Source organism: Aquihabitans sp. G128 (assembly GCF_019048865.1).
In the GTDB taxonomy this organism is placed as follows: domain Bacteria; phylum Actinomycetota; class Acidimicrobiia; order Acidimicrobiales; family Iamiaceae; genus Aquihabitans.
This window is the reverse complement of record NZ_CP077604.1, coordinates 1,200,421-1,212,844: the sequence shown is the minus strand read 5'-3', so window position 1 is coordinate 1,212,844 and position 12,424 is coordinate 1,200,421. Positions and strand designations below refer to the sequence as shown.

Below are 12,424 nucleotides of genomic sequence, written 5' to 3'. Positions count from 1 at the left end.
AGGAGGCTCCCTCGTGTTCCGTCCAGCCCGTCCAGCCCGGCACCTGGTGACGCTGGTTGCCGCTGCTGCGGTGCTCTCCGTCAGCGCCACCGCCTGTCTGCCGACTCCCGCGGTGACCTGGAAGCTCGGAGACACGCATGGCGTCGTCATCGAGACGGGTGCCCAGCGAGGCTCGCTGAACATCTACCGCAGCCCGCGGAGCGCGCTCATGCAGGCCTGGAAGCTGTTTGGGATCGACGGTGTGATGGCGGGGATGTGGGCGTACGGGAAGGCTCCCAGGTTCTCGATCTGTGCCTTTGCCGTGTGCCTCGACCAGACCGATGTCAACAACAAGATCCACGGGTGGATCTACGGCGACCCCTGGGATCTGAAGGGCGCGTTGTTCGATGCGCAGAACAACTACAACTGCCTGGCGCTCACGATCATCAGCCACGGCGTCTACAACAAGAACTGGACCAACAAGTCCGTCGGTTGCCGCCTCGGCTCCGTCGACTCGACGGCAAACAGGGCGGCGACGGAACCGGCAGGTCGAGGGAGCGTGCTGGTCGTCGAAGGTGGTGAACCGGACGACCCGGGCGATCGGCCCCCCGGCTCGATGGCTCCGATGCCGGGGCCGCCCGAGCCGGCTCGCGCGACCAGGGTCGGACGGCCGTGAGGAGCGTCATCGCTGCCGCGTTCTTGGTCGGGCTGCTCACGTGCAGCTGCTCCGTCGACCGCAGCGCCCATGGTCCGGCCATCGGGCTCGGCGCCAAGGCTGCCACGTGCGATGCCGTGGAAGCCGTGGTCACCATCGAGGGAGGCATGGCCGACCGGCGAGCTCACGGCGAGGATCTGAACTTCACCAAGCTCGTGCAGGCCGATCGGCCAACTGACCTCGTCAACGGGATGGTGGCCATGTTGTCGCTCGGGATGCGCGATGTCCGCTACGGGGTCTACGGCCCAGCGATGCACTACCTCGTCCAACGCAACTTGGCGTGGACGACGGAGTTCGAGGGCGAGGTGGCCGTGCCGAAGCGGACGGCCGCGGTGGTCGCTTCGGCGAAGCGGCTCGACCACGACCTGGCGGCGGGCATGTGCCCGAGCGGTTGAGGCGCGGTCAGGCCAGGAGGGCCTGGCGGAGGAGGTCGGCGTGGCCGAGGTGGCGGGCGTACTCGTGGACCATGTGCACGTAGACCACCCGCAGCGACATCGGCTCGCCGTGCACCTCGATGGTGTGGTCGAGCGGGTACCGGGCGGCGGCGTCGTCGGCCAGGCGGCACTCGGTGGCGAAGGTCGCGAGCGCGTCGGGAGCCTGGGCGGGGTCGAGCGCCTCGAAGTCGTGGTCCTTGCCGAGGTCGGGGTCGTAGAGGGGCCCCACGTCCTGGGCGTCGACCCGCAGGCGGAACCAGATGCGCTCGACCTTGGCCAGGTGGCGCACCAGGCCGAGCAGGGTGAGGTTCGACGGCGGCTGCGCGGCGGTGGCGAGCTGCTCGCCGGTGAGCCCGGCGCAGGCCTTCAGCAGCTCGTGGCGCTGGTCGGCCAGGAACGCCTCGAGGATCGGCCGCTCGGCGCCCACCAGCGGGCCGTCGGGCAGGGGAGGCGGCTCCGGCGCGGTCCACGTCATGGGCCCCAGCATGCCCGGCGTGCTGGGGCCGGTCAGTCCCGGTAGGGGACGTCGGCTCGGTACAGCAGGAACACGGTGCCGGTCGACGGGTCCGACGCGGCGTCGACGAGGCCGCCGTGGTCCCGGAACTCCCGGCTGCGACCGGGGTTGCCGGGGTCGGCCCGCCAGACCGTGCTGCCGGTCCGCTGGTCGAGGGCGACCACGCCGCCGGAGAAGAGGCGCTCCACCAGGACGACGTCGCCCACCGCTCGAGCGCCGAAGCCAGCCTCGACGGTGCGGGTCCAGAGCCGGGAACCGTCCGAGGCGCGCACCGCGGTGAAGCGGGTCGGGGCCGGGTCGCCGGGGTCGCTGGCCGAGCGGCCCTGCACCACGAGGACGTCGTCGAACGCCGCCACCCCCTCGGCGGGGAAGACCCGGTTCCAGCGCTCGGCGCCGGTCGCCGGATCGAGCACCACGAGCCGCAGGTCGCTGGCGACGGCGGTGGGGGACGTGCCCGGGCGGGCCAGCACGATGCCCGATGCCGAGACGTGGCGCAGCTCGCCGGCCGAGGACCGCCAGCGGTCCTTGCCTTGACGGTCGACGGCCACGACGCCGCGCCCGGTGTTGAGGTAGGTCAGGCCGGTGCCGGCATCCCCGTAGGTGGGCGACGGGTCCTGCTCCGGAACCGTGAGGGTGAGGTCCTCTCGGGTCCAGCGGGTGGCGCCGGTGGTGGGGTCGAGGGCCTCGGTCACCAGGGCCTTGCCGTCGATGCGAGCGGCGAGGGCCACGTCGCCCGACGCCGTCAGCTGGAACCACTCACCGGGGCGCTGCCAGGCCACGCCGCCGTCTCGCGCCTTGCGGGCCACGATCCCCTCGGTGGTCACGGCGACGATCGAGTCTCCCACCAGCACGGCGTCGAGCCCGTTCCCGGACCGCATCTCCCCGCACCACCCGAGCAACCCGTCCGTGGGGGAGACGGCACGGACGTCGTCGCCGCCCGGCGCCACCACGGCGCCCGTCGAGGCCAGCAGCTGGTCCGCCGCCCCCATGCGCTCCGACCACCGCAGCGCCCCGGTCCGCCCGTCGAGCGCCACCAACCCACCCGGCGCCCCGTTGCCGCACCCCTGGTCGGCCACGGTCGGCGCGGCCAGGTGCAGCGGCACGTCCCGCAACGCCAGGTACCCGACCAGCGCGACGACCACCAGCCCCACCGAGATCGCGCCCCACCGCCTCATCGCGCCTCCCGCCATCGGTCCGACCGCACTGCGACCGCCCACGTCTCCATGCCGACCGAGACGTCCCCACCCCACCGATCAGTTCCGACACCAGGAGCGACCCGAGCCTCCAGGCGAGCGGCCCGGGCGAAGCGGCGAGCGCGAGCTCAGACCCGGCTGATGCCACCCAGGCAGAAGGCGACGCAGCTGTCGATGGCTTCGGGGGTCGCCTTCATCAGCCCGCGGTGGTCGAGCTGGACGAGGTGGGTGGTGACGCCGAGCATGGCGTGGGCCAGCAGCACGGGGTCCCGGTCGGGGATCTCGCCGGCGGCCATGGCATCGGCCACGTGCTTGGCGGCGTCGCGCACGGCGACCTGCTCGCCCTTGCGCAGGTTGTCGGCGAAGCGGTCGTCGGTGGCGGCGAACTGGAAGAGGCGGAAGAACACCCGCTGCTCGAGGCTCCACTCGATCGACGCGCGGATGCCGCGCTCGATCCGCTCCATGGGGCCCTCGGCCCCGGCGATGGCGGCCCGCTGGCGCCGGCGGAGGTCGAGCTGGCCGTCGGCCAGGATGGCCCGCAGCAGCTCTTCCTTCGAGTCGAAGTACCAGTAGAAGACGCCCTTGCCGACGCCCAGCCCCTCGACGATCTCGGCCACCGAGGTGGGGTGGTAGCCGTTGTCGGCGAAGCGATCGGCGGCGTAGGCCATCAGCTGCCGGCGACGCTCCTCACCTCGTTGCGTCAGCCGGCGGTCCATCGGGCGGGCACGGTACGGGGACTTGACCAATCGGTCAAGTACCCGAGCGGTCTCGCGGCGACGGAGAAACGATCCGTTCACATGTGGCGCCTAGGGTCGCCGACATGGAGAGCTACGTGCTGCGCGTCTGGCTGCCCGACCGCCCGGGTGCGCTGGGCGCCGTGGCCAGCCGCATCGGCGCGGTCAAGGGCGACGTCGTCGGCATCGAGATCCTCGAGACCGGCGCCGGCCAGGCCGTCGACGAGCTCGTGGTCCAGCTGCCCGACGCGACCCTGGTCGACCTCCTGGTCGCCGAGGTCCGCCAGGTCGACGGCGTGCAGGTCGAGGAGGTCCGCTCCGTCGGGCCCGACGGCCACGATCCCCGCCGGGCCACGCTCGAGACCGCCGCCAAGCTGGTGGAGGCCCACGACCGCCAGGGCCTGCTCGCCGTCGTGCGCGACCAGGCGCCCCGGTCGCTCTCGGCAGCCTGGACCGCAGTGGTCGACCTCGAGGCCAACGTGACCCTCGCCGCCGGCGACCGGGCCCCCAGCCAGGACTGGCTGGCAGCCTTCGTCCACGGCGCCAGCTCGGCCGCGTCGCTGGGCGGGTCCGACGCCGGGTCCAGCGACGTCATCTGGACGCCGCTGACCGACGTCGGCCTCGCCATCGTCGCCGGCCGCGACCGCATCGCCTGGCGCGACCGCGAGCGCCGCGAGCTCGAAGCCCTCGCCCGCATCGTCGCCCTCCGCTGGGCCGAGGTCCCACCAGCCTGAGACCTGTCGCAGTTGTCGACGCTGGCGTCGGGGAAGTGCGACAGGTTCGTGGGGGTGGCGCGCACTCCGCCGAACCTGTCGCAGTTGTCGACGCTGGCGTCGGGGAAGTGCGACAGGTTCGTGGGGGTGGCGCGCACTCCGCCGAACCTGTCGCAGTTGTCGACGCTGGCGTCGGGGAAGTGCGACAGGTTCGTGGGGGAGGGGCCGGTCAGGTCTTGGGGGCCCAGCCTCGGGCGTGGGCGACGGCTTCGAGCCAGCGGGCGTGGTGGCGGTCGACGGCGGCGCGGTCGGCGGCCGGGGCGGGGGTGAACTCGGCGTCGAGGGCCCAGTTGGCCTCGATGTCGTCGGTGGAGCTCCAGACGCCCTCGGCCAGGCCGGCGAGGTAGGCGGCCCCGAGGGCGGTCGTCTCCTGGACCTGGGGGCGGCGCACCGGCACCTGGAGCTGGTCGGCCTGGAGCTGGAGGAGGAGGTCCATGGCCGAGGCGCCGCCGTCGGCGCGCAGGTCGGCGACGGGGTGGCCCGAGCTGGCCACCATGGCGTCGACCACGTCGCGGGTCTGGAACACCATGGACTCGACCACCGCACGGGCCAGGTGGGCCTTGGTGGTGCCCCGGGTGACGCCCACGAGCGTGCCCCGGGCGTACGGGTCCCACCAGGGGCTGCCGAGGCCGGTGAAGGCGGGGACGAAGAAGACGTCGTCGGTGTGGTCGACGGAGGCGGCGAGCGGGCCGACCTCCTTGGCCTCGCCGATGATGCCCAGACCGTCGCGCAGCCACTGGATGGCCGAGCCGGTGGAGAAGATGGCGCCTTCGAAGGCGTAGTCGGTGCGGGTGCCGCCGCTGCCGTCGGGGATGCTCCACGCCACCGTGGTCAGCAGGCCGTCGACGGGGTCGGGGCACGCACCGCCCACGTTCATGAGCACGAAGGATCCGGTGCCGTAGGTGTTCTTGGTGGCGCCCGGAGCGAAGCAGGCCTGGCCGAAGAGCGCCGCCTGCTGGTCGCCGGCGATGCCGGAGATCGGGATGCCGGGCGGGAGGCCGGAGCGCTCGTGGGTGACCCCGAAGCGACCGCTCGAGGGCCGCACCTCCGGGAGGGCGCCCGCCGGCACGCCGAAGAGGTCGCACAGCTCGGGTGACCACTCGAGGGTGCGGATGTCGAGCAGCATCGTGCGGCTGGCGTTCGACGGTTCGGTGGCGTGGACCTCGCCGCCGGTGAGGTTCCACAGCAGCCACGAGTCGATGGTGCCGACGGCGACGTCGGGCCCCGGCTCCACGCCGCCCTCCCGGAACAGCCACTCGAGCTTGCTGGCCGAGAAGTACGGGTCGAGCACCAGGCCGGTGGTCTCGCGCACCAGGGGCAGGCGGCCCTCGGCCTCGAGCTGGTCGCAGCGGGCGGCGGTGCGGCGGTCCTGCCACACGATGGCCCGGTGCAGCGGGCGGCCGGTGCGGCGGTCCCACGCCACCACCGTCTCGCGCTGGTCGGTGATGCCGATGGCGGCGACGGGCTGCTGGAGGGCGGCGATGAGCTCGGCGGTGGTGCCGACGATGGCGCCCCAGATCTCGTCCGCGTCGTGCTCGACCCAACCGGGCTTCGGGAAGTGCTGGCGGAACTCCCGGTAGCGGTAGCCGACGGAGCGGCCCGACTCGTCGACGGCGAAGGCGCGGACCCCGGTGGTGCCCGCATCGAGGGCGATGACGACGGCCATGGCGGGCGAGGCTACCGAGGTTGGTCGGTAGGGTGCGTCAGCATGCGCATCGGGATCCTCACCGGCGGCGGTGACTGCCCGGGGCTCAACGCCGTCATCCGGGCGGCGGTGCGCGCGGCCGACGTCGACCACGGCGGCGAGGTCATCGGCTTCCACGACGGCTGGCGCGGGGTGCTGGAGGATCGGTGGGAGCCGCTCGACGTCGCTCGCTGCCGCGGCATCCTGCCTCGCGGCGGGACCATCCTCGGCACGTCGCGCGACCAGCCGTACCAGCGGCCCGACGGCGCCGAGCAGGTGGGCGCGGCGGTGGCCCGCCACGGCCTCGACGCCATCGTGGCCATCGGGGGCGAGGGCACCATGGGCGTCACCAAGGACCTGCACCGCGACGGCATCCCGGTGGTCGGCGTCCCGAAGACCATCGACAACGACATCGCCCTCACGGAGATGACGTTCGGCTTCCAGACCGCGGTGCAGATCTGCACCGACGCCATCGACCGGCTGCACACCACCGCCGAGAGCCACGACCGCGTCCTGGTGGTCGAGGTGATGGGCCGCCACGTGGGCCACATCGCGGTGTGGGCCGGGCTGGCGGGCGGCGCCACCATCACCCTGGTGCCCGAGGTGCCCTTCGACATCGCCGAGGTCAGCGAGCGCATCGTCGCCCGCCACCACCACGGCAAGTGGGCGACGATCATCGTGGTCGCCGAAGGGGCCCGGCCCGAGCCCGGCACCCTCGAGGTCCGCAAGGCCGACGTCGACTCCTACGGCCACGAGGTGCTCGGCGGCATCGGCCACCTGGTGGCTGCCGAGGTGCAGGACCGCACCGGCATCGATGCCCGTACCACCGTCCTCGGCCACGTGCAGCGGGGCGGCTCGCCGGTGGCGTTCGACCGGGTGCTCGGCACCCGGTTCGGGATCGCCTCGGTCGATGCCGTGGCCGCCCGGGCGTTCGGCACGATGGTCGCCCTGCAGCAGAACCACATCGTCCGGGTCCCGGTCGAGGACGCCATCGGCCACCTCAAGCAGGTCGACGCCGACCTCCTTCGGGACCGGGCCCTGTTCCACCCGCCGCACCCGGACCGGGGCGGCCACGGCTGAGCGAGCGGCTCAGCGCGGGCTGAGCGGCGCCTCGTAGTCGTCGGCGGTCACCACGGGCAGGTTCGAGTTGTCGGTCGGCGCGTCGACCGGCTTGCCGGCGATCGAGAAGCTCACGCTCTTGATGGCCGGGAACTCGAGGGCGGTGAACACGATCTGGGCGTAGGCCTCCTTCTGGGTGAGGCCGCTGATGTCGTTCATCTCGTCGGACAGGTCGATCCGGGCCTCGGACCGCACCACCTCGACCTTGCGCAGCGTGGTGCCGGTGGGGATCCGGTTGGTGAGGGGGGAGGCGGGCTTGGTGGTGGACAGCACGAGGCCGATGGCCGTCTTGAGGTCGGGATCGCCGTCGACCGGGAAGGTCTGCACCACCAGGTGGTCGTCGTCGAGGAAGTAGAGCGACACCGTCTTGGCCTTCGGATCGGCGCTCGGCGCCAGCGTGGTCTGGGTGGTGGTGGTGCTGCGGTTGATGGCGCGGGGCTCACCGTCGAGCGGCACGCCGCACGCCGCACCCACGACGGTCAGGACCAGGAGCGCCGCGCCCAGCGCGGCGAGCGCAGGCGATCGGCGGGGGAGGCGAGGCAGGCGGCGGGTCACGGCACGTCCGGGTCGTCGGGCTCGATGACCTCGTCCCAGGCCACGGGCAGCTCCACCACGAACCGGGCGCCCGGCTCGCCATCGGGGCGGTCCTCCACCCAGACCCGGCCCTTGTGCAGGGCGACGTGCTCGCTCACCAGCGACAGGCCGAGGCCCACGCCCTCGCTGCCGGCGCGCCGGTTCGAGCCGGCCCCGCGGGAGAAGCGGTCGAAGACGAGGTCGCGCTCCTCGAGGGGCACGCCGGGCCCGCTGTCCTCGACGGCGATCTGCACGCCGGCCGGGAGGCGTCGGAGCTCGATGCGGGTGGCGCCGCCCCCGTACTTCCGGGCGTTGTCGAGCAGGTTGGCGATCACCCGGACGAGGCGGCGCTTGTCGGCGCGGATCAGCACCCCGGCCAGCTCGCTGTCGAGCTCGATGGGCAGGTCGGGATCCTGGGACCAGGCCACGGACTGGGTGACCAGCTCGCCGGGCCGGATCTCGGAGAGGTCGAGGCGGGCGGCGCCGGCGTCGAACCGGGAGATCTCGAGCAGGTCCTCGACGAGCTGCTTGAACCGGGCGACGTCGGCGACCATGAGGTCGACCGCAGCCTGGGCCGAGGCGTCGGGCATCTCGTCGCGCCGGGAGGCGAGGACCTCGATCGAGGCCGACAGGGTCATGAGCGGCGACCGCAGCTCGTGGCTGACGTCGGACGCGAAGCGGCCCTCGCGGTCCATGCGGGCCTCGAGCACCTGGGCCATGTGGTTGAACGACGTGACGAGGACGCCCAGGTCGGGGTCGTCGACCGCGCCGAGGCGGGTGTCCAGGCGGCCGCCGGCGATGGCCTCGGCCGCCACCGAGACGTCGGCCAGGGGCCGGAGGGTGCGCCGGCTCGCCCACCAGCCGAGCGCGGCCCCGGCCAGGGCGGTGACGAGGGTGGCGCCGAAGAGGGAGGCCGACAGGGACTCCAGGGCCGACTGGGTGTCGGACAGGGACACGAACTCGAAGTACAGGCCGTTGACGTCGGAGAGCGGGATGCCGATGACCAGCTCCGGGGTGCCGTCGATGTCGATGCGCATCCGGGCCGGCTGGCCCTTCTCCACCATGCTGAGCAGCGAGGGCGGGAGGGCCTTCTCGTCGAAGGCGGTGGACTGGTAGGTCCAGTTGCCGGTGCGGTCGCGGACCAGGGCGCTCGAGGGGCTGTCGCTCTCCGGGTTGCTGATGGCGTCGCGCAGCTGGTCGTCGTCGACCTCGCCGTCCCGGCCGAGCTGCCCGCCGATGACGCTGGCGTTGCGGAAGGCCTGGCGCGTGGCGGAGCTCTCGCGCTGGTTCACGATGTTCTCGCGGGTGAGGGCCCACGTGGTGCCGGCCAACAGGGTCGACAGGAGCGCCGCGCTGAGCGTGAACGCCAGCGTGATGCGCGCCCGCAGCCCGAGGCGGGGGGCGGCGACCCGGCGCCACCAGGGCCGCCGGGCGGTGGCGGCGACCGCAGGGTCGACGACGAGCTCGGTCACCGCCACGCTCAGGTCTGGAGCTTGTAGCCGAGGCCGCGGACGGTGACCACGTGGCGCGGGTTCGCGGGGTCGCCCTCGACCTTGGTGCGGAGGCGGCGCACGTGCACGTCGACCAGGCGACCGTCGGCGAAGTAGTCGTAGCCCCACACCTTGTCGAGCAGGGTCTCCCGGCTGAACACCTTGCCGGGGGTGCTGGCCAGCTCGACGAGCAGCTTGAACTCGGTCTTGGTCAGGTGCACCTCTTGCCCGCCCCGGCGGACGACGCCCTCATCCGGGATGATCTCGAGGTCGCCGAAGCGCAGGTGCGGGTTGACGGTGTCGGAGGTGCGGACGCGGCGCAGCAGGGCGCGGATGCGAGCCGAGAGCTCCTTGGGGGCGAACGGCTTGGTCAGGTAGTCGTCGGCGCCGGCCTCGAGGCCGGCCACCACGTCGTGGGTGTCGTCACGGGCGGTGACCATCACGATCGGCACGTCGGAGCTGCGGCGGATGGCCCGGCACACCTCGAAGCCGTCGATGTCGGGCAGCATGATGTCGATCAGCACGACGTCGGTGGGGCGCTGGGCGAAGAGGGCGAGCGCCTGCTCGCCGTTCTCCGCCTCGTCCACGGTCCAGCCCTCGTCCTCGAGCGCCAGCCGCACCGCGGTGCGGATGCGCTCGTCGTCCTCAACGCTCAGGATCCTGGTGCCCACCCGGGGCAGCGTAGGGGAGCGGCACCCGGCTGGCGCGGCACGCCCGGCCGACCTCGCTCAGACGGCGTCGGCGCCCGCCTCGGCGAGCAGGGCCACGAGGTCGTCCCAGATGACCTGCGGCGCAGCCACGATGAAGCGCTCCGACGGGGCCTCGCCGGCCAGGCCACCGACCCGGGCTCCCGCCTCGGCGGCCACCAGGGCGCCGGCTGCGTGGTCCCAGTCGTTGAGGCCGACCTCCCAGTACGCGTCGAGGCGGCCGCAGGCCACCGAGCACAGGTCGACGGCTGCGGCGCCGCCCCGGCGGATGTCGGCGATCCGGGGCAGGACCCGGGTGAGGACCTCGGCCTGTCGGCGGCGCCGATCCGGGTCGTACCCGAAGCCGGTGCCCACCACCGACCGGGCCACCGACGCCGGCTCGGCCACGTGGATGGCCCGATCGTTGCGGAAGGCGCCGCCACCGAGGGTGGCGGTGAACACGTCGCGGTGCAGCGGCGAGGCCACGACCCCGGCGACCGGGCGGCCGTCGACCTTGGCGGCGATGGAGACGCAGAACCCCGGCAGCCCGTGCACGAAGTTGACGGTGCCGTCGATGGGGTCGATCGACCAGGTCACGCCGCTGGTGCCGGTCACGTCGGCCCCCTCCTCGCCCTGCACGGCGTCGTGGGGGCGGGCGGCCAGCAACCGCTCGGTCAGGAACGCCTCGGCCCAGGTGTCGAGCTCGGTGACGAGGTCGGTAGCGGTGGACTTCGAGGTGACGGCAGGCCCGGCGCCGTCGAGCGAGGCCACCAGGCGGGCGGCGACCTCCTCGGCGAGCGGGCGGGCCAGCGCGAGCAGCTGGCGCGGGTCGGTCGGGAGGTCGGTGGGGGTCGGGTCGGTCACGAGCGCCGGCGTCGGGCCTGCTCGGCGCGGCGGGCCGCCGCCGGGTCGCCGGTCTCGACGATCGTGTTCCACTCGCCCATGGCCCGGAGGACCAGCACGGCGACCACGCCGACGCCGCCGGCACCGATCACCGCACCCACGAGGCCGCCCACGCCGGCGAGGGCGCCGGGGTCGTCGACCTGCAGGACCGTGACCTTCCACCCGATCAGCCCGCCGCAGATCCCGGCGAGCACGATGGAGGCGAGGGCGAGGGCCCGGGCCCCCCGTGGAGGGCAGCGCCGATTGGATCGGTCGGTTCTCGGCCATGGCCCAATGGTACGGGTTGGCCCGGTCCCGCCCTCCAGCCGGGCCGTCACCTTCGGGCGCGCGGGGCCTGCGTAGAGTGAGCGCCCGATGCCTGCCCTCGTCGTGCTCCCCACCTACCAGGAAGCGGAGAACATCCGTGACGTGTTGGGCCGGATCCGGGTGTCGGTGCCAGACGCCCACGTGCTGGTGGTCGACGACGGCAGCCCCGACGGCACCGCCGACCTCGCCGCCGCCGCCGGCGAGGAGCTGGGCCAGATCGACGTCCTCCGCCGCACGCAGAAGTCGGGCCTCGGCCCGGCGTACCGGGCGGGCTTCACGTGGGGCCTGGACCACGGCCACGACGTCCTGATCGAGATGGACGCCGACGGCCAGCACGACCCCGCCGTCCTGCCCCAGCTGGTGGCCGCGGTGGGCGAGGGCGGCTTCGACCTGGCCATCGGCTCCCGGTACGTGCCTGGTGGGGCGGTGCCGGGCTGGCCCCGGAACCGGCGCCTCCTGTCGCAGTGGGGCAACCGCTACATCGGCCTCATGCTGAAGCTGCCCGTCCGCGATGCCACCGCCGGCTTCCGGGCGTACCGCCGGTCGATCATCGAGAAGATCGGCCTCGACCGGGTCCGGGCCGACGGGTACGGGTTCCAGATCGAGATGGCCTACGAGGTCGCCAAGGCCGGCGGGACCATCACCGAGATCCCGATCACCTTCCGCGACCGCGCCCTGGGCGTTTCCAAGATGTCGCCGAACATCGTCACCGAGGCCCTCGTGCTGGTCACCCGGTGGGGCGTGCGGGACCGCGTCAACCGCCTCCGCCGGCGGCGCTGACCCGCACCGATCGCTGGCAGACTGGCCCCATGCGGACGTGGCAGGTGGCCGGCGGGGTGATCGAGGGGCCCACCGGGGTCCTGCTGGTGCAGAACCGCCGCCGCGACGGCCGCCTCGACTGGTCCACCCCCGGGGGCGTGGTCGACCGGGGGGAGACGGTCATCGAGGGCCTCACCCGAGAGGTCGCCGAGGAGACGGGCCTGGTGGTGGCGGCCTGGCAGGGGCCCATCTACGAGATCGAGGCCGAGGCCCCGGACCTGGGCTGGCTGCTCAAGGTCGAGGTCCACGTGGCCACCGACGTCGCCGGCGAGCTTGTGGTCGACGACCCCGACGGCATCGTGGTCGACGCCTGCTACGTGGCGCCGGACCTCTGCGGTGGCCACCTGGCGCACTCGCCGCTCTGGGTCCGCGATCCACTGCACGCCTGGCTGGGCGAGCGCTGGGACGGCAACCGCTCGTTCCGCTACCGGATCGACGGCACCGACCCGCGCGACCTGCGGGTCTCCGCCCTGCACTGAGGTGGCCGACGGAGCGGACCCCG

15 protein-coding genes are annotated in these 12,424 nt (G+C 73.3%); 6 read left to right on the top strand and 9 right to left on the bottom strand.

Going from position 1 to position 12,424, the window contains the following annotated elements; genetic code table 11:
- Positions 1-13 precede the first annotated feature (13 nt).
- Together KSP35_RS05715 and KSP35_RS05710 are read left to right on the top strand one after the other, a co-directional pair.
- Positions 14-655: a hypothetical protein gene (locus tag KSP35_RS05715; RefSeq protein ID WP_216999749.1), complete on the top strand. Its 642-nt coding sequence runs from the start codon at positions 14-16 to the stop codon at positions 653-655.
- On the top strand, positions 652-1,089 hold the full coding sequence (locus tag KSP35_RS05710) for a hypothetical protein (protein WP_216999747.1): 438 nt from the start codon (positions 652-654) through the stop codon (positions 1,087-1,089). Before KSP35_RS05715 ends, KSP35_RS05710 begins: the two co-directional genes overlap by 4 nt.
- 7 nt (positions 1,090-1,096) lie before the next feature.
- Here the strand turns inward: KSP35_RS05710 and KSP35_RS05705 are convergent, their stop codons facing one another.
- From KSP35_RS05705 to KSP35_RS05695, 3 genes are all read right to left on the bottom strand, one after another.
- Positions 1,097-1,603: a DinB family protein gene (locus KSP35_RS05705; protein WP_216999745.1), complete on the bottom strand. Its 507-nt coding sequence runs from the start codon at positions 1,601-1,603 to the stop codon at positions 1,097-1,099.
- 32 nt (positions 1,604-1,635) lie between these two features.
- Complete coding sequence (locus tag KSP35_RS05700) at positions 1,636-2,784, bottom strand: PQQ-binding-like beta-propeller repeat protein (RefSeq protein ID WP_216999743.1); 1,149 nt, start codon at positions 2,782-2,784, stop codon at positions 1,636-1,638.
- Between the two features lie 179 nt (positions 2,785-2,963).
- The gene (locus tag KSP35_RS05695) at positions 2,964-3,551 is read right to left on the bottom strand and encodes a TetR/AcrR family transcriptional regulator (RefSeq protein WP_216999741.1); all 588 of its coding nucleotides are present in this window, start codon (positions 3,549-3,551) and stop codon (positions 2,964-2,966) included.
- Positions 3,552-3,655: 104 nt separating this feature from the next.
- Here KSP35_RS05695 and KSP35_RS05690 point away from each other — a divergent pair, with 104 nt between their 5' ends.
- Positions 3,656-4,303 (top strand): hypothetical protein, encoded by a 648-nt coding sequence (locus KSP35_RS05690; RefSeq protein ID WP_216999739.1) that lies wholly within the window; start codon positions 3,656-3,658, stop codon positions 4,301-4,303.
- 208 nt (positions 4,304-4,511) lie between these two features.
- On the opposite strand, the gene glpK is transcribed toward KSP35_RS05690, so the two are convergent.
- Positions 4,512-6,008, bottom strand: a complete 1,497-nt coding sequence (glpK, locus tag KSP35_RS05685; protein ID WP_216999737.1) for a glycerol kinase GlpK — start codon at positions 6,006-6,008, stop codon at positions 4,512-4,514.
- Positions 6,009-6,050: 42 nt separating this feature from the next.
- Here glpK and KSP35_RS05680 point away from each other — a divergent pair, with 42 nt between their 5' ends.
- Positions 6,051-7,106, top strand: coding sequence for a 6-phosphofructokinase (locus tag KSP35_RS05680; RefSeq protein WP_254127009.1), 1,056 nt, complete (start codon positions 6,051-6,053; stop codon positions 7,104-7,106).
- A 9-nt stretch (positions 7,107-7,115) separates the two neighbouring features.
- Here the strand turns inward: KSP35_RS05680 and KSP35_RS05675 are convergent, their stop codons facing one another.
- From KSP35_RS05675 to KSP35_RS24050, 5 genes are read right to left on the bottom strand one after another with little or no spacing between them, the layout of a single operon-like run.
- Positions 7,116-7,700 (bottom strand): GerMN domain-containing protein, encoded by a 585-nt coding sequence (locus KSP35_RS05675; RefSeq protein ID WP_216999735.1) that lies wholly within the window; start codon positions 7,698-7,700, stop codon positions 7,116-7,118.
- Positions 7,697-9,190, bottom strand: coding sequence for a HAMP domain-containing sensor histidine kinase (locus KSP35_RS05670; RefSeq protein ID WP_216999733.1), 1,494 nt, complete (start codon positions 9,188-9,190; stop codon positions 7,697-7,699). The genes KSP35_RS05675 and KSP35_RS05670 overlap by 4 nt, the downstream gene beginning before the upstream one ends.
- Before the next feature lie 8 nt (positions 9,191-9,198).
- Positions 9,199-9,879 carry a response regulator transcription factor gene (locus KSP35_RS05665; RefSeq protein WP_216999731.1) on the bottom strand — a complete coding sequence of 227 codons (681 nt, stop codon included), beginning with the start codon at positions 9,877-9,879 and terminating at the stop codon, positions 9,199-9,201.
- Between the two features lie 57 nt (positions 9,880-9,936).
- Positions 9,937-10,758, bottom strand: a complete 822-nt coding sequence (locus KSP35_RS05660) for an inositol monophosphatase family protein (protein WP_254127008.1) — start codon at positions 10,756-10,758, stop codon at positions 9,937-9,939.
- Complete coding sequence (locus KSP35_RS24050) at positions 10,755-10,991, bottom strand: hypothetical protein (RefSeq protein WP_254127007.1); 237 nt, start codon at positions 10,989-10,991, stop codon at positions 10,755-10,757. The genes KSP35_RS05660 and KSP35_RS24050 overlap by 4 nt, the downstream gene beginning before the upstream one ends.
- A gap of 160 nt (positions 10,992-11,151) precedes the next feature.
- Here KSP35_RS24050 and KSP35_RS05655 point away from each other — a divergent pair, with 160 nt between their 5' ends.
- Positions 11,152-11,883 carry a polyprenol monophosphomannose synthase gene (locus KSP35_RS05655; RefSeq protein ID WP_216999727.1) on the top strand — a complete coding sequence of 244 codons (732 nt, stop codon included), beginning with the start codon at positions 11,152-11,154 and terminating at the stop codon, positions 11,881-11,883.
- 29 nt (positions 11,884-11,912) lie between these two features.
- Complete coding sequence (locus KSP35_RS05650) at positions 11,913-12,401, top strand: NUDIX hydrolase (protein ID WP_216999725.1); 489 nt, start codon at positions 11,913-11,915, stop codon at positions 12,399-12,401.
- The last annotated feature ends 23 nt before the right edge of the window (positions 12,402-12,424 follow it).

Excerpts from the sequence above, each read along its gene's own strand:
- KSP35_RS05705 (WP_216999745.1), bottom strand. The coding sequence starts at position 1,603 with ATGACGTGGACCGCGCCGGAGCCGCCTCCCCTGCCCGACGGCCCGCTG.
- KSP35_RS05695 (WP_216999741.1), bottom strand. The coding sequence starts at position 3,551 with ATGGACCGCCGGCTGACGCAACGAGGTGAGGAGCGTCGCCGGCAGCTG.
- KSP35_RS05690 (WP_216999739.1), top strand. The coding sequence starts at position 3,656 with ATGGAGAGCTACGTGCTGCGCGTCTGGCTGCCCGACCGCCCGGGTGCG.
- glpK (WP_216999737.1), bottom strand. The coding sequence starts at position 6,008 with ATGGCCGTCGTCATCGCCCTCGATGCGGGCACCACCGGGGTCCGCGCC.
- KSP35_RS05680 (WP_254127009.1), top strand. The coding sequence starts at position 6,051 with ATGCGCATCGGGATCCTCACCGGCGGCGGTGACTGCCCGGGGCTCAAC.
- KSP35_RS05655 (WP_216999727.1), top strand. The coding sequence starts at position 11,152 with ATGCCTGCCCTCGTCGTGCTCCCCACCTACCAGGAAGCGGAGAACATC.
- KSP35_RS05650 (WP_216999725.1), top strand. The coding sequence starts at position 11,913 with ATGCGGACGTGGCAGGTGGCCGGCGGGGTGATCGAGGGGCCCACCGGG.